Source organism: Massilia sp. Root351 (genome assembly GCF_001425045.1).
GTDB lineage: Bacteria > Pseudomonadota > Gammaproteobacteria > Burkholderiales > Burkholderiaceae_D > Rugamonas.
Genome location: NZ_LMDJ01000033.1, coordinates 81,213 through 99,461, shown reverse-complemented (window position 1 = coordinate 99,461; position 18,249 = coordinate 81,213). Strand labels below are relative to the sequence as shown.

20 protein-coding genes are annotated in these 18,249 nt (G+C 62.3%); all 20 read right to left on the bottom strand.

Annotated features, from left to right (window positions below):
- Positions 1-18: 18 nt before the first annotated feature.
- Positions 19-426, bottom strand: coding sequence for a VOC family protein (locus ASD15_RS25440; RefSeq protein WP_057157836.1), 408 nt, complete (start codon positions 424-426; stop codon positions 19-21).
- A gap of 17 nt (positions 427-443) precedes the next feature.
- Entirely contained in the window at positions 444-746 is a 303-nt protein-coding gene (locus ASD15_RS25435; RefSeq protein WP_057157835.1) for a hypothetical protein, read from the bottom strand.
- Between the two features lie 352 nt (positions 747-1,098).
- Entirely contained in the window at positions 1,099-1,590 is a 492-nt protein-coding gene (gene ispF, locus ASD15_RS25430) for a 2-C-methyl-D-erythritol 2,4-cyclodiphosphate synthase (protein ID WP_057157834.1), read from the bottom strand.
- Positions 1,587-2,309 (bottom strand): 2-C-methyl-D-erythritol 4-phosphate cytidylyltransferase, encoded by a 723-nt coding sequence (gene ispD, locus ASD15_RS25425; RefSeq protein WP_057157833.1) that lies wholly within the window; start codon positions 2,307-2,309, stop codon positions 1,587-1,589. The genes ispF and ispD overlap by 4 nt, the downstream gene beginning before the upstream one ends.
- 9 nt (positions 2,310-2,318) lie before the next feature.
- Positions 2,319-3,005: a hypothetical protein gene (locus tag ASD15_RS25420; RefSeq protein WP_082552145.1), complete on the bottom strand. Its 687-nt coding sequence runs from the start codon at positions 3,003-3,005 to the stop codon at positions 2,319-2,321.
- 41 nt (positions 3,006-3,046) lie between these two features.
- The gene (locus ASD15_RS25415; protein WP_057157831.1) at positions 3,047-3,604 is read right to left on the bottom strand and encodes an NUDIX domain-containing protein; all 558 of its coding nucleotides are present in this window, start codon (positions 3,602-3,604) and stop codon (positions 3,047-3,049) included.
- A gap of 36 nt (positions 3,605-3,640) precedes the next feature.
- Positions 3,641-3,994: a DUF2818 family protein gene (locus ASD15_RS25410; RefSeq protein ID WP_057157830.1), complete on the bottom strand. Its 354-nt coding sequence runs from the start codon at positions 3,992-3,994 to the stop codon at positions 3,641-3,643.
- Complete coding sequence (gene nuoN / locus ASD15_RS25405; protein ID WP_057157829.1) at positions 3,995-5,512, bottom strand: NADH-quinone oxidoreductase subunit NuoN; 1,518 nt, start codon at positions 5,510-5,512, stop codon at positions 3,995-3,997.
- A 21-nt stretch (positions 5,513-5,533) separates the two neighbouring features.
- The gene (locus ASD15_RS25400; RefSeq protein WP_229418332.1) at positions 5,534-7,018 is read right to left on the bottom strand and encodes an NADH-quinone oxidoreductase subunit M; all 1,485 of its coding nucleotides are present in this window, start codon (positions 7,016-7,018) and stop codon (positions 5,534-5,536) included.
- Between the two features lie 37 nt (positions 7,019-7,055).
- The gene (gene nuoL, locus ASD15_RS25395; RefSeq protein WP_057157827.1) at positions 7,056-9,146 is read right to left on the bottom strand and encodes an NADH-quinone oxidoreductase subunit L; all 2,091 of its coding nucleotides are present in this window, start codon (positions 9,144-9,146) and stop codon (positions 7,056-7,058) included.
- Positions 9,147-9,182: 36 nt separating this feature from the next.
- Positions 9,183-9,491, bottom strand: coding sequence for an NADH-quinone oxidoreductase subunit NuoK (gene nuoK / locus ASD15_RS25390; RefSeq protein WP_008450334.1), 309 nt, complete (start codon positions 9,489-9,491; stop codon positions 9,183-9,185).
- Complete coding sequence (locus ASD15_RS25385; RefSeq protein ID WP_057157826.1) at positions 9,488-10,150, bottom strand: NADH-quinone oxidoreductase subunit J; 663 nt, start codon at positions 10,148-10,150, stop codon at positions 9,488-9,490. Before ASD15_RS25385 ends, nuoK begins: the two co-directional genes overlap by 4 nt.
- 28 nt (positions 10,151-10,178) lie before the next feature.
- The gene (gene nuoI, locus ASD15_RS25380; RefSeq protein ID WP_056397264.1) at positions 10,179-10,667 is read right to left on the bottom strand and encodes an NADH-quinone oxidoreductase subunit NuoI; all 489 of its coding nucleotides are present in this window, start codon (positions 10,665-10,667) and stop codon (positions 10,179-10,181) included.
- A gap of 10 nt (positions 10,668-10,677) precedes the next feature.
- The gene (gene nuoH, locus ASD15_RS25375) at positions 10,678-11,760 is read right to left on the bottom strand and encodes an NADH-quinone oxidoreductase subunit NuoH (RefSeq protein WP_057157825.1); all 1,083 of its coding nucleotides are present in this window, start codon (positions 11,758-11,760) and stop codon (positions 10,678-10,680) included.
- Positions 11,760-14,090, bottom strand: coding sequence for an NADH-quinone oxidoreductase subunit NuoG (nuoG, locus tag ASD15_RS25370; protein ID WP_057157824.1), 2,331 nt, complete (start codon positions 14,088-14,090; stop codon positions 11,760-11,762). The genes nuoH and nuoG overlap by 1 nt, the downstream gene beginning before the upstream one ends.
- Positions 14,091-14,107: 17 nt before the next feature.
- Positions 14,108-15,403 (bottom strand): NADH-quinone oxidoreductase subunit NuoF, encoded by a 1,296-nt coding sequence (gene nuoF / locus ASD15_RS25365; RefSeq protein WP_057157823.1) that lies wholly within the window; start codon positions 15,401-15,403, stop codon positions 14,108-14,110.
- Positions 15,400-15,888 carry an NADH-quinone oxidoreductase subunit NuoE gene (gene nuoE, locus ASD15_RS25360; RefSeq protein WP_057157822.1) on the bottom strand — a complete coding sequence of 163 codons (489 nt, stop codon included), beginning with the start codon at positions 15,886-15,888 and terminating at the stop codon, positions 15,400-15,402. The genes nuoF and nuoE overlap by 4 nt, the downstream gene beginning before the upstream one ends.
- Before the next feature lie 18 nt (positions 15,889-15,906).
- Positions 15,907-17,160, bottom strand: coding sequence for an NADH-quinone oxidoreductase subunit D (locus ASD15_RS25355; protein WP_057157821.1), 1,254 nt, complete (start codon positions 17,158-17,160; stop codon positions 15,907-15,909).
- Positions 17,160-17,753: an NADH-quinone oxidoreductase subunit C gene (locus ASD15_RS25350; protein WP_057157820.1), complete on the bottom strand. Its 594-nt coding sequence runs from the start codon at positions 17,751-17,753 to the stop codon at positions 17,160-17,162. Before ASD15_RS25350 ends, ASD15_RS25355 begins: the two co-directional genes overlap by 1 nt.
- Positions 17,754-17,771: 18 nt before the next feature.
- Positions 17,772-18,248, bottom strand: coding sequence for an NADH-quinone oxidoreductase subunit B family protein (locus ASD15_RS25345; protein ID WP_056397301.1), 477 nt, complete (start codon positions 18,246-18,248; stop codon positions 17,772-17,774).
- Position 18,249 lies beyond the last annotated feature (1 nt).

Here is an 18,249-nt window from a genome sequence, read left to right as displayed (position 1 = left end):
GCCGGCCGCTGGCTGCATTCAAGTCCAGGCCGGCCCTTTCAATTCCACGGTATTGCCTTCCGGGTCGTTGATATAAATCGACGGCCCTTCTCCTTCCGCGCCATAGCGCGATTCAGCCGGTCCGGCTTCCACGCCGGCCGCTTTCAAATCGGCCAGAATAGCGGCTTCGTCAAAATCTTCCACGCGGAAGCAGAAATGATCCACATTGCGCCCTTCTTTTCCAGGCGCGGCGCCGCCCATCCTGCCTAATTTACCGTCCACTGGCACCAGATCGACCAGCGAACTTCCTGCGCGTAGCTGGATTAATCCGATGGCTTCCTGCCGCTTTTCCATAGTACAGCCCAGCACGCCGGTATAAAACCGGACCATATTATCCAGGTCCACCACGCGCAGCACAATATGGTCGATTTCACGCAATTTAATCATGACGCCTCCCTGGGCATTTAGATGCGGCCGCGAATGAATTTCGCAAGGAAAGTCTTGCATTCTTTGGGCGACAGGACGGCAACCGGATCGCCGTGATAAACATACAGAAAAGGCGTGCCGCCCAGCCTGTCCGTTAATTTTGCGGATACCAGGAAGCGGGTTCCCAGCGGATAAACATCGGTATCGCTCATGGCGCGGGCGCAATGCACCAGCAGGGAATGCGAATACGCCTGCCCCGGCACCGGGCATATTTTCACCTGTCCGTCCCGCCAGCAAGACTCCACCGCCACATCCCGATAAGCATAAATATCGCGCGCCATCGCTCTTCCTTGAAATAGACCAGCCATATTATGCCCGCAAACGCCCGCCACTGCCGGCTGCAAGGTGGACTCATGCCCACTTTCAGCGCGTTCAAGCCAATACTTGGCATATTCGGCCTGTGCGAATGGGCAAACGCAAGGCGCCAGCGCCGGACGTACGACAAAATGCCAAAACTTGTACAAGGTCGGGGAGCGGCTACGACGAGAATCGCTTTACGGAATGGACGAGGATGGGTTGTATGCGGGATGGAGAAACTATTCTGGATGACGAGCATCCAGAGGCGGTCCCGCGCACATGAGCAACATTAAAACAGAAAAAACGGGAGCTGGTGCGCGAGATAAAATCAGAAAATCAGGAACGGATCAGCAATGCGACCGCATCGGCATTAATGCCCTCCTCGCGACCGAGATAACCCATCTTTTCATTGGTCTTGGCCTTGATATTCACCTGCCCAGGCGACACGCCCAAATCTTCCGCAATATTTTCCACCATCGCCGGAATATGGGGCGCCATTTTGGGGCGCTGGGCGATAATCGTGGCGTCGATATTGCCGACATCATAGCCGCTCGCCTTGACCCGCTTGACCGCTTCGCGCAGCAAGGCGCGCGAATCGGCGCCTTTGAATTCAGGGTCGGTGTCAGGAAAATGCTTGCCGATATCGCCCAGCGCTGCGGCGCCCAATATGGCATCGGTGATGGCGTGCAGTAATGCGTCGGCGTCCGAATGGCCAAGCAGGCCGAGATGGTGGGGAATATCCACTCCACCCAATATCAGTTTGCGGCCTTCCACCAGGCGGTGGCAATCATAGCCCTGGCCAATGCGGAATGGGAGGTGTATGGTCATTGGTTTTCTTCCTTTTCTGGATGCGCCAGATACATTTCCGCGATGCGGATGTCGCTGGGTAAAGTCACTTTCAGGTTCCTTGGATGGCCTTCCACCAGTTGCGGCGACAACCCGAGAAGCTCGACGGCGCTGGCGTCGTCGGTGATGGCGTTGGGGTCGGCGGCGCTGGCCAAGGCGCGCAGCAGCAGTTCATAGCTGAACATTTGCGGGGTTTGCGCCAGCCACATGCCCTCGCGCGGGATGGTGGCGGTGGCGCCGGACCTGGTGGTCTTGACGGTATCGACCACCGGCAGCGCCAGCAGGCCGCCAGCCGGATTGGCGCCCGCTTGCGTGATCAGTCTGGCAATCAGCGCCGGCGTCAGGCCCGGCCGGGCCGCGTCGTGCACCAGCACCAGGTCGGCGTCGCCGACCTGCCCGCGCACGGCGCGCAGGCCGTTCAGGATGCTCTCCATGCGGGTCGCGCCGCCGCAGCGCAGCACCGTCACGCCGCCGCCGGCCAGCCCGGCCGCGTCCGTCAGCACCTCATCCACGTAGCCGTCGCCCTCGCTCACCACCACGAAGCTGTGCGCGATCAGCGGGCTGGCCAGGAAGGCGTCCACCGTGTGGCGCAGCATGGGCTTGCCGTTGATGGGCAAATATTGCTTGGGGCTGGCCGCCGCCATGCGGGAGCCGACGCCCGCCGCCGGGACCAGCGCGAAATATCTTGGTGTAGTTGTCATTTTTTCTCGTTATCGGCGGCCACGGCTCTTGTTCAGCACGGCCTGGATCTCGCCATTGCACGCCTTGCTCAGGCGCAGGTATTCGGCGGGCGCGTCGATCAGCGCCTGCACGGCCTCCACTTTGCCCATTTCGGCCTTGATATAGGGCAGCCAGCCGGTGTCGATCTCGCGCGCCAGCGCCACCCGGGCGGTGCCGCCCGGCGCGTACAGCGGCTTGCCGCCGTAGCGGTTGGCCAGCGCCGCGCGCACCGTGCGCTCCACCTTGGGCAGGTGGTCCATATACGCCTTCATGTGGCGGAACTCGTGTTCCAGGATTTCCTTGTAGCCGCAAGTGCCCGGCGGGAATTCGCTGCTGACGTAGATCAGCACCGGCGCGTAACTCAGCTTGACGGTCACTTGCGGCGAGACGCACTCGTAGCCCGTGACCGGATCGGTGAGCATGGCGCCATCGGAGGAAATCGCCACCCGCGACTCGGTCTTGGTCAGGCCCAGCACATAGGTATTGGCCCGCGCCGCCCCCTTCATGGTGGTCAGCGTGCGGTAGGACAAATGGTTGTCCACGCTGTAGCCGTTCTGCTGTGCGGTCAGGATCGAGACTGACTTGTTGATGCTGTCTTCGCAGCGGATCTGGAACGGCGTGCGGCCGGCGCCCGCCGCGGACGCCGTTCCGGCCACCGCGACAAGCAAGCTCAGCACAAGCCACAGTCCAACCCGGCGCCACACTGTCTTCATCGCGTTCAGCCCGGCTGCCAGACCCCGGCCAGTATCTTTTCCGCCCAGAACGCGCCGATGATGGTCTTCACGTCGGTGATTTCGCCGCTGCGCACCCAGTCCAGCACCTGCTCGACGGTGGCGGTGAAGGTCTCCACGAACTCGCCCTCGTCCAGCTTGGGCGGGCCTGCCGTCAGCCCGCGCGCCAGGAAGATGTCCAGGTGCTCGTCCGAATAGGCGATAGCGTTGTGGATGGTGCAGACGAATTGCCAGTCGCTGGCGGTGTAGCCGGTTTCTTCTTCCAGTTCGCGCCTGGCGCCGTCCAGCGCGGACTCGCCGGGATCCTTCTTCCCTGCGGGCAGTTCGATGAATACGCGGTCGAGCGGATAGCGGTACTGGCGCTCGAGCAGCACGCGGCCGTCGTCGAGCAGCGGGATGATGACCACCGCGCCGGGGTGCTTGATGTACTCGCGGCCGGTGGGCTTGCCATCCGGCAGCGCAACGCGGTCTTTGTGGACTTTCAGGAAGTGGCCGTCATAGACCATGCCGCCGTCGATCTTGGTTTCTTTCAGGTGCGCATCCATGCGCCCTCCTCTTGCTGAGACAGAAACCGCAGTGTATCAGTGACGGGGCTTGTACAGGTAGCGCAGCACGAAGCCGGGGAAGGCCAGCACGATGAACAGGCAGGCGGAAATGGCGTAGAACTCCCACGATTGCGGGAACACGGTGCCGATGCGGCCTTCCAGCAGGACGGCCACGCCGCCCACCAGGAAGTACAGCACCGCCAGCTCCACCAGGCGCACCAGGAAGGTCTTGTGCACGGTGTTGCCGGCGCGCCGGGTGGCCGACGGCGCGCCGGAAGTGAGCGCGGCCTTGACCGGGATGACAGCGAATACCTTGTCGTTGAAGAACGGCAGGTTGGCGCCCGCAAGCGCGAGCATGATGACCAGCCAGCTGGAGGCGCCAATATCCATTTACACCGCCAAGGTAGTTTTCATGGCCTTCAGGCAGGCGTCCAGCAGCGGGCCCGGAATCATGCCCATTGCCACCACGGCCAGCGCGTTCAGGCCCAGCACGATGCTGGTGTCCGCGTTCACGGCCAGCGGCGCGGTGTCTGCCGGTTCGTCGAACCACATGACCTTGACCACGCGCAGGTAGTAGAACGCGCCGATCAGCGAGAACATCACGGCCAGCACGGTCAGCCACAGCGCGCCGGTGCTCAGCACGGCTTGCAGCACCGAGAACTTGGCGGCGAAGCCCACCAGCGGCGGTACGCCGGCCAGCGAGAACATCAGGATCGACATGATCATCGCGTACCAAGGGGAGCGCTTGCTCAGGCCCTTGAAGTCGTTCAGTTCGTCGGCTTCGAAGCCCACGCGCGACAGCACCATGATCAGGCCGAAGCTGCCCAGCGTGGTCAGCACGTAGACGATGGAGTAGTACATCGCGGCGCTGTAGGCGGCGGCGGTATTGCTCTTGTCCACGCCCACCACGCCGGCCAGCAGGCCCAGCAGCACGAAACCCATTTGCGCGATGGTCGAGTACGCCAGCATGCGCTTCAGGTTGGTTTGCGCGATGGCCGTCAGGTTGCCGATGCCCAGCGACAGCACGGCCAAGATCATCAGCATCTGCTGCCAGTCGTTGGCCATCGGCAGCAGGCCTTCCACCAGCAGGCGCACGCAGATCGCGAAGGTGGCCAGCTTGGGCGCGGCGCCCAGCAGCAGCGTCACCGGCGTCGGCGAACCCTGGTACACGTCCGGTACCCACATGTGGAACGGCACGGCGCCCAGCTTGAAGGCCAGGCCGGCAACCACGAACACCAGGCCGAACACCAGGATGGCAGGCTTGACGGTGCCGCTGGCAGCCTTGGTGGCCACTTCGGTCAGTTCCAGCGAGCCGGTGGCGCCGTACAGCATCGAGATGCCATACAGCAGGAAGCCGGATGCCAGCGCGCCCAGGATGAAGTACTTCATCGCCGCTTCGGTCGACTGCGCGTGATCGCGGCGCAGCGCCACCAGGGCGTACAGCGACAGCGACATCAGTTCCAGGCCCAGGTAGATCGACAGGAAGTTGTTACCCGAGATCATGACCATCTGGCCCAGCAGTGCGAACAGCGCCAGCACATAGAATTCGCCGCCCAGTTCACCGCCCAGCATGCCGCGCTGGTGCGCGTACTGGCGCGAGTAGATCAAGGTCAGCGCCACGGCAATGTACGACGCGATCTTCAGCAGGTTCGCCATCGGATCGGAGATGAACATGTCGTTGAACGCGTACACCGTGGTGCCGGCGTTGAAGTCGGCAAACGAGAACATCGCGCAGCCGGCCAGGGTCAGCAGCGACAGCACGTAGGTGATCACGCGCTTGCTTTCGCCGAGGAACATGTCGATCAGCAGGATGGCCGAGGCAGCCACCAGCAGGAAGATCTCGGCGTACAGCGGCGTCAATGTGGCCACGTGGGTGGCCACGTCGGTGGCCTGATTAATTGGATTCATGTAGAGCTTTCCCGTTATTTCTTATGGCAGCTTGGTCTGCGCGACATGCTTGAGCAGGTCGGCAACCGAGGTTTGCATCGTGTCGGTGAACGGCGCAGGATACAGGCCCATCCACAGTACCGCGATCGCCAGCACGCCCAGCATGAAGAACTCGCGGCCGTTGATGTCGGTCAGTTCGGCCACGTGGTGGTTGGTCACTTTGCCGAAGATCACGCGCTTGGCCATCCACAGCGAGTACGCCGCGCCCCAGATCAGGGCCGAGGCGGCCACGATGCCGGTCACGAAGTTGAACTGCACCGCGCCCAGGATCACCATGAACTCGCCGACGAAACCGGAGGTCGCAGGCAGGCCGCAGTTGGCCATCGAGAACAGGATGAAGAAGGCTGCGAATTTCGGCATCTTGTTCACCACGCCGCCGTAGTCGGCGATGTTGCGCGAGTGGGCGCGGTCATACAGCACGCCGATGCACAGGAACATGGCGCCGGAGATGAAACCGTGCGAAATCATCTGCACGATACCGCCCTGCACCGACATGTCGTTGAACATGAAGAAGCCCAGCGTGACGAAGCCCATGTGGGCGATCGACGAGTAAGCGACCAGCTTTTTCATGTCCTTCTGCACCAGGGCCACCAGGCCGATGTACAGCACGGCGATCAGCGACAGGCCGATCACGAACCAGGCCAGTTCACGCGAAGCGTCCGGCACGATAGGCAGCGAGAAACGCAGGAAACCGTAGGCGCCCAGCTTCAGCATGATGGCGGCCAGCACGGCGGAACCGCCGGTCGGCGCTTCCACGTGGACGTCAGGCAGCCAGGTGTGGACCGGGAACATCGGCACTTTCACGGCGAAGGCCATGAAGAAGGCGAAGAAGATCAGGACCTGCTCTTTCATCGTCAGCTTGGCCACGTGCCAGTCGAGGATGTTGAAGCTGCCGGTCTTGTTGTACAGGTAGATGATGGCCACCAAGGTCAGCAGCGAGCCGAAGAAGGTGTACAGGAAGAACTTGAACGACGCGTAAATGCGGTTCGCGCCGCCCCACACGCCGATGATGATGTACATCGGGATCAGCGTGGCTTCGAAGAAGAAGTAGAACAGCAGGCCGTCGGTGGCGGTGAAGACGCCGATCATCAGGCCCGACAGGATCAGGAAGGCGCCCATGTACTGCGCCACGCGCTCCTGGATCACCTCCCAGGCCGAGATCACCACGATGATGGTGATGAAGGCGGTCAGCGGCACGAACCACAGCGACAGGCCATCCACGCCCAAGGCGTAGAAGATGTTGAAGCGTTCGATCCACGGCGAGCGTTCGACAAACTGCATGCCGTGGGCGGCGTTGTCGAAGTGCGAAATCAGCGGCAGCGTCGGCAGCAGCGAGACGATGGAACCGATCAGGGCCAGCACGCGCACCAGGCCGGCGCGCGAGTCGCGGCCGATGGCCAGCACGATCAAGCCTGCCAGTATCGGCAGCCAGATCGAGAGGCTCAGGTAGGGAGTAAGATTATTCATTGTTGACTGCATCTTTTTTCTCTTTGCGTGTCAGCTGTTAAGCGTGCCAAAACGGCAGGAAGTAGACCAGGAAACCGACAATGCCCAGGATCATCACGAACGCATAGTGGTAGATGTAGCCGGTCTGCGCCAGGCGGGTCAGCGAGGAGAACCACGCCACCACTTTGGCACTGCCGTTCACTACCAGGCCGTCGATCAGGGTACGGTCGCCCACTTGCCACAGGCCGTTGCCCAGCACACGCGCGCCGCCGGCAAACACTGCCTGGTTGAACTTGTCCATGTAGTACTTGTTGTCCAGCAGGGTGTGCAGCGCCTTGAACTTGGCGTAGAACCATGCCGGTACACGTGGGTTCACCATGTAGCAGTAGTACGCGGTGGCGACACCGGCGATCGCCAGCCACAGCGGCAGCGAAGTCAGCGAGTGCAGCGCCATGGCCATCGGGCCGTGGAACTCTTCGCCCAGGATCTTCATCGCTTCGTGGTTTTCACCGATGGTGATGACGCCCTTGAAGAAGTCGCCATGCAGCATAGGCGCGATGGTGAAGTAGCCGATCAGGACCGACGGAATGGCCAGCATCACCAGCGGGAACCAGACCACGAATGGCGACTCGTGCGGTTTCTCGCCCGGGGCCAGGCCGTGGTGGCCGTGATCGTCTTCCTCTTCCTCGTGGTGCGCGTCCGAGTCATGCGCCGGAGCGGCATGCTTGTCGTGGGCATGGTCATCGTGCGCATCGTGCGCGTGGGCCTTGCCGAATCGCTCTTCGCCGTGGAACACCAGGAAGTACATGCGGAACGAGTAGAACGCGGTCACGAACACGCCAGCCAGCACGGCGAAGTTCGCGAAGCCCGCACCCCAGATATGGGTCTCGTGCACGGCCTCGATGATCGAATCCTTCGAGTAGAAGCCCGAGAACAGCGGCGTGCCGATCAGCGCCAGGGAGCCCAGCAGCGAGGTGATCCAGGTGATCGGCATGTATTTGCGCAGGCCGCCCATGTTGCGGATGTCCTGGTCGTGGTGCATGCCGATGATGACCGAACCGGCGCCCAGGAACAGCAGTGCCTTGAAGAACGCGTGCGTCATCAGGTGGAACACAGCCACCGAATAGGCCGAAGCGCCCAGCGCCACGGTCATGTAGCCCAGCTGCGACAGCGTGGAGTAAGCCACCACGCGCTTGATGTCGTTCTGGATGATGCCCAGGAAGCCCATGAACAGCGCGGTGATCGAACCGATCACCAGCACGAAGGACAGCGCGGTGTCGGACAGCTCGAACAGCGGCGACATGCGGGTCACCATGAAGATGCCTGCGGTCACCATGGTGGCGGCGTGGATCAGCGCGGAGATCGGGGTTGGACCTTCCATCGAGTCCGGCAGCCACACGTGCAGCGGGAACTGGGCCGATTTACCCATGGCGCCGATGAACAGGCAGATACAGGCCACGGTCAGCAGCATCCAGTCGGTGCCCGGCAGCGTCATGGCGGCCAGCGCGTCCTTCTTGGCGAACACTTCCTGGTAGTCCATGGAACCGGCGTAGGCCAGCAGCAGGCCGATGCCCAGGATGAAGCCGAAGTCGCCCACGCGGTTGACCAGGAAGGCCTTCATGTTGGCGAAGATCGCGGTTGGACGGGTGTACCAGAAACCGATCAGCAGGTAGGAAACCAGGCCCACCGCTTCCCAGCCGAAGAACAGCTGCAGGAAGTTGTTGGACATGACCAGCATCAGCATCGAGAACGTGAACAGCGAAATGTAGGAGAAGAAGCGGTTATAGCCTTCGTCGTCCTTCATGTAGCCGATGGTGTAGATGTGAACCATCAGCGACACGAAGGTCACCACGTTCATCATCATGGCCGTCAGGGTGTCGATCTGGAAGCCGACAGCCAGCTTCACGCCGGCCACGGTCATCCAGCGGTACACGTCGGCGTTGTACACCGGTGCGCCGTCCAGCATCGCCAGCAGCGTCTGGAAGGAGATAATGAAAGCAATCAGCACGCCCAGGATGGTCGCGGCGGTTGCCACTTTCCGGCCAACGACGTTGCCGAAGAACTTAGTGCCGAGCAAACCGGCGATAGCTGAGCCCGCCAGCGGAGCCAGCGGTACAGCCAAAAGGAGGTTAGGGTTAAGCCCCGTCATGATGAACCTTAATGTTTATTATTCGAGGTGATTAACTCAGCCTTTGAGGCTGTCCAGGTCTTCCACGTTGATGGTGTCCAGGTTGCGGAACATCACCACCAGGATCGCCAGGCCGATTGCCGATTCGGCAGCCGCCACGGTCAAAATGAAGAAGACGAAGATCTGACCGGCCGCGTCGCCCAGGTAGTGGGAGAAGGCGATGAAGTTCATGTTCACTGCCAGCAGCATCAGTTCGATGGCCATCAGCAGAACGATGATGTTCTTGCGGTTCAGGAAAATACCAACGATCGAGATCGCGAACAGGATCGCGCCCAGGACCAGGTAGTGAGCCAGGGATAAAGTCATTTAGCCTCCTTCGGTGCTTCATTCGTTGCAGCTGCTGCGGGTGCGTCCGGCGCGTTGCGGGTCGACACCGCGTCCATCTTCACGATGCGCAGGCGGTCGTTGCGCTTGACGCGCACGGCGTCGGCAGGATCGAAGTACTTGATGTCCTTGCGCTTGCGCAGGGTCAGCGCCACGGCGGCGATGATGGCCACCAGCAGCACGGCTGCGGCGATCTCGAAGGCGTAGATGTACTCGGTGTAGATCAGCATGCCCAGCGCCTTGGTCGAGCCGATGGTGCCGGCCGCCTCCGGCGCGGCTGCGCCGTTGATGCCGAACGAACGCCAGATCACCGACGCCATTTCCAGCACGATGATGCCGCCGATCACGCCGGCGATCGGCAGGTAGCCCCAGAAGCCTTCGCGCAGCTTGGCCACGTGGATGTCCAGCATCATCACCACGAACAGGAACAGCACCATCACGGCGCCGACATACACCAGCACCAGCACGATGGAGAGGAACTCAGCTTTCAGCAGCATCCAGATGCCTGCGGCCTGGAAGAAGGCCAGCACCAGGAACAGCGCGGCCTGAACCGGGTTCGGGGCCGTGATTACGCGGATCGACGCCAGCACCAGGATGGCGGAGAACACGTAGAACAAAACGGTTGTAAAGTTAAAGTCCATTTATAGTCCAAATCAGTATCGGCGGCGATCAGCGGTACGCTGCATCCGCTTCGCGGTTGGCGGCGATGTCCGCTTCGTAGCGGTCGCCCACTGCCAGCAGCATCTCTTTGGTGTAGTACAGATCGCCGCGCTTCTCGCCGTGGTATTCCAGCACGTGGGTTTCGACGATCGAGTCCACCGGGCAGGATTCTTCGCAGAAGCCGCAGAAGATGCACTTGGTCAGATCGATGTCGTAGCGCGTGGTGCGGCGCGAGCCGTCGTCGCGCTGTTCCGATTCGATCGTGATGGCCATCGCCGGGCACACCGCTTCGCACAGTTTGCAGGCGATGCAGCGCTCTTCCCCGTTCGGGTAGCGGCGCAGCGCGTGCAGGCCGCGGAAGCGCGGCGACATCGGCGTCTTCTCTTCCGGGTACTGCACCGTGATCTTGCGGGCGAACATGTACTTGCCCGTCAGGGCCATGCCTTTGATCAGTTCCGACAGCATCAGGCTGCCGAAGAAGTCTTTAACTTTTTCCATGTTTGCTTCCTTACTTCCAAATATTCCAGGACGTCTGCATCACGCCGGCCACCAGCACCAGCCAGACCAGGGTCAGAGGGATGAACACTTTCCAGCCCAGGCGCATGATCTGGTCATAGCGGTAGCGGGGGAAAGTACCGCGCACCCAGATGAAGATCGAGACGATGGCGAAGGTCTTCGCGAACAGCCAGAAGAAGCCGCCGAAACCGCCGCCGAATTCCAGGAACGAGAACGGTGCTGCCCAGCCGCCCAGGAACATGATCGATGCCAGCACGCCGACCAGGATCATGTTGGCGTATTCGGCCAGCATGAACATGGCGTACGACATGCCCGAGTATTCCACCATGTGGCCGGCCACGATTTCCGACTCGCCTTCCACCACGTCGAACGGGTGGCGGTTGGTCTCGGCCAGGCCGGAGGTCAGATAGATCACGAACAGCGGCAGCAGCGGCAGCCAGTTCCACGACAGGAAGTTCAGGCCGGCGTCGACCATCTGGCCCTTGCCCTGCATGCCGACGATGTCGATGAAGTTCAGCGAACCGGACACCATCAGGATCACCACCAGTACGAAGCCCATCGGGATTTCGTAGGAGATCATCTGCGCCGAGGCGCGCATCGCGCCCAGGAAAGAGAACTTCGAGTTCGATGCCCAGCCGGCGATGATCACGCCGTACACTTCCATCGAAGTGATCGCCATCAGCAGCAGCAGGCCGGCGTTCACGTTGGCCAGCACGGCTTCCGGACCGAAGGGAACCACCGACCAGGCGGCCAGCGCCGGCATGATGGTCATCACGGGACCGATCACGAACAGGCCCTTGGCGGCCTTGGTCGGGATCACGATCTCTTTGAGCAGCAGCTTGAGCGCGTCGGCGATCGGCTGCAGCAGGCCGCCGGGACCGACGCGGTTAGGACCGATACGGATCTGGATCCAGCCGATCAGCTTGCGCTCCCACAGGGTGGCGTAGGCGACCAGGCCCATCAGCGGCAGCAGCACGCACAGCAGCTTGATCATGGTCCAGACGACAAACCACCCTTGCCGGCCCAGCAGGGCCTCGCCATTGGTGGTGATGGTGTTGACGAATTCCAGCGCCATTACTTGGCCTCCCCTGCTTTGGCTACGGTGATGGCACCGAACATGGCGCCCAGCTTGGCGGTCGACTCGTGTGCGGCAGGCACACGGACCACGTTGGCCGGCAGGCCAGCGTCGATCACGGCGTGCAGCACGGCCGAACCGCTACCCTGGCTCACGCTGACCTGGTCGCCGGCCTTGATGCCCAGCGCGGCGGCGGTGGCCACCGAGATGCGCGCCACAGGCGCGGCGCCGTCGATGGTGGCCAGCAGCGGGCCGGAACGGCGCGCGATAGCGTCGGCGAAGTGGATAGGCACGTCGGCCAGGCGCTCCAGCGCACCGGCGGCGCCGAAGCTTGCGGCGGCAACGGCCTTCTTCGACAGGTTGTTCAGTTTGGCCGACAGGTCGGTCACGCCTTTGCCGAACAGCTCGTCGCGGATCGCTTCCGAAGTGTCGTAGTCGAAACCGGACAGGCCCAGCACATTCCCCAGCACGCGCAGCACTTTCCAGGCCGGACGCGCATCGCCCAGCGGCTTGACGGTGCCGTTGAAGCTTTGTGCGCGGCCTTCGGCGTTGACGAAGGTGCCCGAGGTTTCGCTGAACGGCGCGATCGGCAGCAGCACGTCGGCGTAGTCCATGCCATGCTTGAAGGCGGACATGACCACAACCATGTCGGCTTGCTTCAGCGCGGCGGCGGCGGCTTGCGGGTTGGCCGCATCCAGTTCCGGTTCCGCATTCAGCAGCACGTAGGCTTTCTTCGGCGCGCTGAAGGCCGGCGCGGCGTTCTTGGCGGTGGCGTTGACCAGGTAGCCGCCGACGGTGTTGGCGGCGTCCACCAGGTAGCCCAGCTTGGCGCCGGTCTGTTCGGCGATCCACTGCGCAGCGGCGTGCAGCGCGGACGCTTGCGGATGCGCGGCGGCGGCGTTGCCCATGAAGACGGCCTTGCGTTCACCGGACAGCAGCGAGGCGGCGATGCCCTTGGCGGCGTCGGACGCTTCGATGCCCTCAAAGCCGGCAGGCGCGGCCACTTCCTTGGCGGCGGCCACGGCCACCACCACTTGCGACAGCGCGGCCAGCCAGTCGGACGGCGCGGCGGTGATCTGGTTGGCGACGGTGATCAGGCTGTCGTCGGCGGTGCCGTTCAGTACCGACAGCTTGGCGCCCGACTTGACGGCGGCGCGGATGCGCGTTGCCAGCAGCGGGTGGTCCTTGCGCAGGAAGGAACCGATGACGAACACGCGCTGCAGGCCGGTCACGTCGGCAACCGGCATGCCCAGCCATGGCGACACTTCGCCGTCCAGCGCGAAATCGCTCTGGCGCAGGCGGAAGTCGACGTGCTCGGAACCGAGCGCGCGGGTCAGCTTTTGCAGCAGGTGCAGTTCTTCGGTGGTCGAGTGCGCGGTCGCGTAGGAAGCGATGGCGTCGGCGCCGTGTTCATGCTTGATGTTCTTCAGGCCGTGCGCCACGTATTCCAGCGCGGTCTGCCAGTCCACTTGCTTCCATTCGCCGCCCTGCTTCAGCATCGGCTGGGTCAGGCGCTCGGCGCTGTCCAGCGCTTCGTAGGAGAAGCGGTCCTTGTCGGAAATCCAGCACTCGTTGACCGAGTCGTTTTCCAGCGGCAGCACGCGCATCACTTTGCCGCCCTTGACCTGGACGATCAGGTTGGCGCCCAGCGAGTCGTGCGGCGACACCGATTTGCGGCGCGACAGTTCCCACGAACGGGCGCTGTAGCGGAACGGCTTGGAGGTCAGCGCGCCCACCGGGCACAGGTCGATCATATTGCCCGACATTTCGGAGCTGACCGCTTCGCCGACGAAGCTGGTGATTTCCGAGTGCTCGCCGCGGCCGATCATGCCCAGCTCCATCACGCCGGCCACTTCCTGGCCGAAACGCACGCAGCGGGTGCACTGGATGCAGCGCGCCATTTCCTGCATGGACACCAGCGGGCCGGCCTGCTTGGGCACGACCACGCGCTTGTCTTCCGCATAGCGCGATTCGCCCTTGCCGTAGCCCACCGCCAAGTCCTGCAGCTGGCATTCGCCGCCCTGATCGCAGATCGGGCAGTCCAGCGGGTGGTTAATCAGCAGGAATTCCATCACGGACTTCTGCGCCTGCACAGCCTTGTCGCTGGCCGAGCGCACGATCATGCCGGCGGACACGGGCGTGGCGCAAGCGGGCAAAGGCTTGGGCGCCTTTTCCACTTCGACCAGGCACATGCGGCAGTTCGCTGCGATCGACAATTTCTTGTGATAGCAGAAGTGCGGGATGTAGGTTCCCAATTTGTTGGCAGCGTCCATCACCATGCTACCAGCAGGGACTTCGACTTTCTTGCCGTCTATTTCGATTTCAACCATGGTGATCGTTACGCAGCTTAGAGGTAAGCGGGCACCAAGCAATGCTTGTGCTCGACGTGATATTCAAATTCTTCGCGGAATTGCTTGACGAAGGCGCGTACCGGCATCGCGGCGGCATCGCCCAGGGCGCAAATGGTGCGGCCCTGGATGTTGTCGGCGACCGAGTTCAGCAGATCCAGATCTTCCGGACGGCCCTGGCCGTGCTCGATGCGGTGGACCACGCGGTACATCCAGCCCGTGCCTTCGCGGCATGGGGTGCACTGGCCGCACGATTCTTCGAAGTAGAAGTAGGACAGGCGTTCCAGCGCCTTGACCATGCAGCGCGTCTCGTCCATGACGATGATGGCGCCCGAACCGAGCATGGAGCCGGCCTTGGCGATCGAGTCATAGTCCAGATCGGTTTGCATCATGATCTCGCCGCGCACCACCGGCGCCGACGAACCGCCGGGAATGACCGCCTTGATCTTCTTGCCGCCGCGCATGCCGCCGGCCAGTTCCAGGAACTCGGCGAACGAGGTGCCCAGCGGGACTTCGTAGTTGCCCGGACGCTCGATGTCGCCCGAGATCGAGAAGATCTTGGTGCCGCCGTTGTTCGGCTTGCCCAGCGCCAGGTAGTTCTCCGCGCCGATGTTCAGGATGAACGGCACGGCGGCGAAGGTTTCCGTGTTGTTGATGGTGGTCGGCTTGCCGTACAGGCCGAACGAGGCCGGGAACGGCGGCTTGAAGCGCGGCTGGCCTTTCTTGCCTTCCAGCGATTCGAGCAGCGCGGTTTCCTCGCCGCAGATGTAGGCACCGTAGCCGTGGTGCGCGTGCAGCTGGAAGCTGAACTCGCTGCCCATGATCTTGTCGCCCAGGAAACCGGCGGCGCGCGCCTCTTCCAGCGCTTCTTCAAAGCGCAGGTATTCCTGGAAGATCTCGCCGTGGATGTAGTTGTAGCCCACGGTGATGCCCATCGCGTAGGCGCCGATGGCCATGCCCTCGATCAGCGAATGCGGATTGTAGCGGATGATGTCGCGGTCCTTGAACGTGCCCGGCTCGCCCTCATCTGTATTGCAGACGAGGTACTTCTGGCCCGGGAACTGGCGCGGCATGAAGCTCCATTTCAGGCCGGTCGGGAAACCGGCGCCGCCGCGGCCGCGCAGGCCGGAGGTTTTCAGGTCGGCGATGATGGCTTCCGGCGGAATTTTCTCTTCCAGGATGCGGCGCAGCGCCGAGTAGCCGCCACGCTTGACGTAGTCGGCCAGGTGCCAGTTGTCGCCGTTCAGATCCTTCAGGATCAGCGGCTTGATGTGACGGTCGTGCAGACTGGTCATTTGTTCGATTCCTTCAGTTCAACCACGAGCGCGTCGATCTTGTCGTTCGACATGAACGAGCACATGCGGTGGTTGTTTACCAGCAGCACCGGTGCGTCGCCGCAGGCGCCCATGCACTCGCCTTCCATCAGCGTGAATTCGCCGTCGGCGGTGGTGTCGCGGTAATCGATGCCCAGCTTCTGCTTCAGGTGGTGCGCGGCGCGCTCGCCGCCCGACAGGGCGCACGGCAGGTTGGTGCACACGGTGATCTTGTGCTTGCCCACCGGCTTGGTGTTGTACATATTGTAGAAAGTGGCCACTTCCTGCACGGCGATGGCCGGCATGCGGATGTAGTCAGCCAGTTCCTGCATCACTTCGGTGGACACCCAGCCCAGTTCAACCTGGGCGTGGGCCAGCGCGGCCATCACGGCGGACTGGCGCTGGTCTTCCGGATACTTGGCCAGTTCGCGGTCGATCTTTTTGTAGCACTGCTCTGATAACAACATTCTTTTCGCCTCTCGAACTTAGCGGTCAATACTGCCGAACACGATGTCCTGCGTACCAATGATGGTCACGGCATCGGCAATCATGTGGCCACGCGCCATTTCGTCCAGCGACTGCAGGTGGGCGTAGTCGGGCGCGCGCAGCTTCATGCGGTATGGTTTATTGGCGCCGTCCGATAGCAGGTAGATGCCGAACTCGCCCTTCGGATGCTCCACCGCGGCGTATGCTTCGCCCGGCGGCACATGGAAGCCTTCGGTAAACAGCTTGAAGTGGTGGATCAGCGATTCCATATTGGTCTTCATGTCCACGCGCGACGGCGGCGCCACCTTGCGGTTGCTGGACATGACCGGACCCGGATTGTTGCGCAGCCATTCCACGCACTGCTTGATGATGCGGTTGGCCTGGCGCATTTCTTCGATGCGCACCAGGTAGCGGTCGTAGCAATCGCCGTTGGTGCCGACCGGGATGTCGAAGTCCATCAGGTCGTACACTTCGTACGGCTGGTGCTTGCGCAGATCCCACTCGATGCCCGAACCGCGCAGCATGGCGCCGGTAAAGCCCATCGCCAGTGCGTCTTCCGGCGTCACCACGCCGATGCCGACGGTGCGCTGCTTCCAGATGCGGTTGTCGGTCAGCAGGGTTTCGTATTCGTCGACATAGGTCGGGAAACGGTTGCTGAAGTCTTCGATGAAGTCGAGCAGCGAGCCCTGGCGGTTGTCGTTCAGTTCCTTGATGGTCTTGGCCGACTTGATCGGCGAGGCCTTGTGCTGCGGCATAGAGTCCGGCAGGTCGCGGTACACGCCGCCCGGACGGTAGTAGGCCGCGTGCATGCGCGCGCCCGACACCGCTTCGTAGCAGTCGAACAGGTCTTCGCGGTCGCGGAAGGCGTACAGGAACGGCCCCATGGCGCCCACGTCCAGCGCGTGCGCGCCCAGCCACATCAGGTGGTTCAGCAAACGCGTCATCTCGTCGAACATGACGCGGATGTACTGTGCGCGCAGCGGCACTTCAATGCCCAGCAGCTTCTCGATCGCCATCACGTAGGCGTGCTCGTTGCACATCATCGACACGTAGTCGAGGCGGTCCATGTAAGGCACGGACTGCAGGTAGGTCTTCTGCTCGGCCAGCTTCTCGGTGCCGCGGTGCAGCAGGCCGATGTGCGGGTCGGCGCGCTGGATCACTTCGCCGTCCAGCTCCAGCACCAGGCGCAGCACGCCGTGCGCTGCCGGGTGCTGCGGACCAAAGTTCAGGGTGTAGTTCTTAATCTCAGCCATTATTTCATCCCGTAGTTTTCTTCGCGGATCACGCGCGGCACGTTTTCGCGCGGCTCGATCGTCACAGGCTGGTAGATCACGCGCTTCTGTGCTTCGTCGTAGCGCATTTCCACATAGCCGGAGACCGGGAAATCCTTGCGGAACGGATGGCCCACGAAACCGTAGTCGGTCAGGATGCGGCGCAAGTCGTTGTGGCCTTCGAACAGGATGCCCAGCAGGTCGAACGCTTCGCGCTCGTACCAGTTGACGGCACGCCAGATCGGCATCACGGACGCCACCACCGGCATGTCGTCGTCGGGCGCGAACACGCGCACGCGCACGCGCCAGTTGTGCTTGACCGACAGCAGGTGCGACACGACCGCGAAACGCAGGCCGTCCCACGTGCCTTCGCCATAGGTCGAATAGTCGACGCCGCACAGGTCGATCATCTGCTCGAAATGCAGCGTGGCGTCGTCGCGCAGGGTCTGCATGACGGCGTAGTAATCGGCCGCTTTCACGGTCAGGGTGATTTCACCCAGCGCTACTACCGTAGTAACGCGATCGCCCAAAGCCGTAGCCAGGGCGTTTTGCAAGACTTCCAATTGTGTACTCATAGTTCTGAAGCGCCCCGTTTAGCGTGCGATCGTGTTGGTACGCTTGATCTTGTTCTGCAACTGCAGGATGCCGTACAGCAGCGCTTCGGCCGTAGGCGGACAGCCCGGCACATAAACGTCCACCGGTACGATGCGGTCGCAACCGCGCACCACGGAGTAGGAATAGTGATAGTAGCCGCCGCCGTTGGCGCAGGAACCCATCGAGATGACCCAGCGCGGCTCGGACATCTGGTCGTAGACCTTGCGCAGCGCTGGCGCCATCTTGTTGCACAGCGTGCCGGCCACGATCATCACGTCGGACTGGCGTGGCGAGGGACGGAACACGATGCCGAAGCGGTCCAGATCGTAACGGGCAGCGCCCACGTGCATCATTTCAACCGCGCAGCAGGCCAGGCCGAACGTCATCGGGAACATCGACCCGGTGCGCGCCCAGTTGATCAGCTTGTCGGCTGTGGTGGTGATGAAACCTTCGTTTAATACGCCTTCAATAGCCATG

Excerpts from the sequence above, each read along its gene's own strand:
- ASD15_RS25440 (WP_057157836.1), bottom strand. The coding sequence starts at position 426 with ATGATTAAATTGCGTGAAATCGACCATATTGTGCTGCGCGTGGTGGAC.
- ASD15_RS25435 (WP_057157835.1), bottom strand. The coding sequence starts at position 746 with ATGGCGCGCGATATTTATGCTTATCGGGATGTGGCGGTGGAGTCTTGC.
- ispF (WP_057157834.1), bottom strand. The coding sequence starts at position 1,590 with ATGACCATACACCTCCCATTCCGCATTGGCCAGGGCTATGATTGCCAC.
- ispD (WP_057157833.1), bottom strand. The coding sequence starts at position 2,309 with ATGACAACTACACCAAGATATTTCGCGCTGGTCCCGGCGGCGGGCGTC.
- ASD15_RS25415 (WP_057157831.1), bottom strand. The coding sequence starts at position 3,604 with ATGGATGCGCACCTGAAAGAAACCAAGATCGACGGCGGCATGGTCTAT.
- ASD15_RS25410 (WP_057157830.1), bottom strand. The coding sequence starts at position 3,994 with ATGGATATTGGCGCCTCCAGCTGGCTGGTCATCATGCTCGCGCTTGCG.
- nuoN (WP_057157829.1), bottom strand. The coding sequence starts at position 5,512 with ATGAATCCAATTAATCAGGCCACCGACGTGGCCACCCACGTGGCCACA.
- ASD15_RS25400 (WP_229418332.1), bottom strand. The coding sequence starts at position 7,018 with ATGAATAATCTTACTCCCTACCTGAGCCTCTCGATCTGGCTGCCGATA.
- nuoL (WP_057157827.1), bottom strand. The coding sequence starts at position 9,146 with ATGACGGGGCTTAACCCTAACCTCCTTTTGGCTGTACCGCTGGCTCCG.
- nuoK (WP_008450334.1), bottom strand. The coding sequence starts at position 9,491 with ATGACTTTATCCCTGGCTCACTACCTGGTCCTGGGCGCGATCCTGTTC.
- ASD15_RS25385 (WP_057157826.1), bottom strand. The coding sequence starts at position 10,150 with ATGGACTTTAACTTTACAACCGTTTTGTTCTACGTGTTCTCCGCCATC.
- nuoI (WP_056397264.1), bottom strand. The coding sequence starts at position 10,667 with ATGGAAAAAGTTAAAGACTTCTTCGGCAGCCTGATGCTGTCGGAACTG.
- nuoH (WP_057157825.1), bottom strand. The coding sequence starts at position 11,760 with ATGGCGCTGGAATTCGTCAACACCATCACCACCAATGGCGAGGCCCTG.
- nuoG (WP_057157824.1), bottom strand. The coding sequence starts at position 14,090 with ATGGTTGAAATCGAAATAGACGGCAAGAAAGTCGAAGTCCCTGCTGGT.
- nuoF (WP_057157823.1), bottom strand. The coding sequence starts at position 15,403 with ATGACCAGTCTGCACGACCGTCACATCAAGCCGCTGATCCTGAAGGAT.
- nuoE (WP_057157822.1), bottom strand. The coding sequence starts at position 15,888 with ATGTTGTTATCAGAGCAGTGCTACAAAAAGATCGACCGCGAACTGGCC.
- ASD15_RS25355 (WP_057157821.1), bottom strand. The coding sequence starts at position 17,160 with ATGGCTGAGATTAAGAACTACACCCTGAACTTTGGTCCGCAGCACCCG.
- ASD15_RS25350 (WP_057157820.1), bottom strand. The coding sequence starts at position 17,753 with ATGAGTACACAATTGGAAGTCTTGCAAAACGCCCTGGCTACGGCTTTG.
- ASD15_RS25345 (WP_056397301.1), bottom strand. The coding sequence starts at position 18,248 with ATGGCTATTGAAGGCGTATTAAACGAAGGTTTCATCACCACCACAGCC.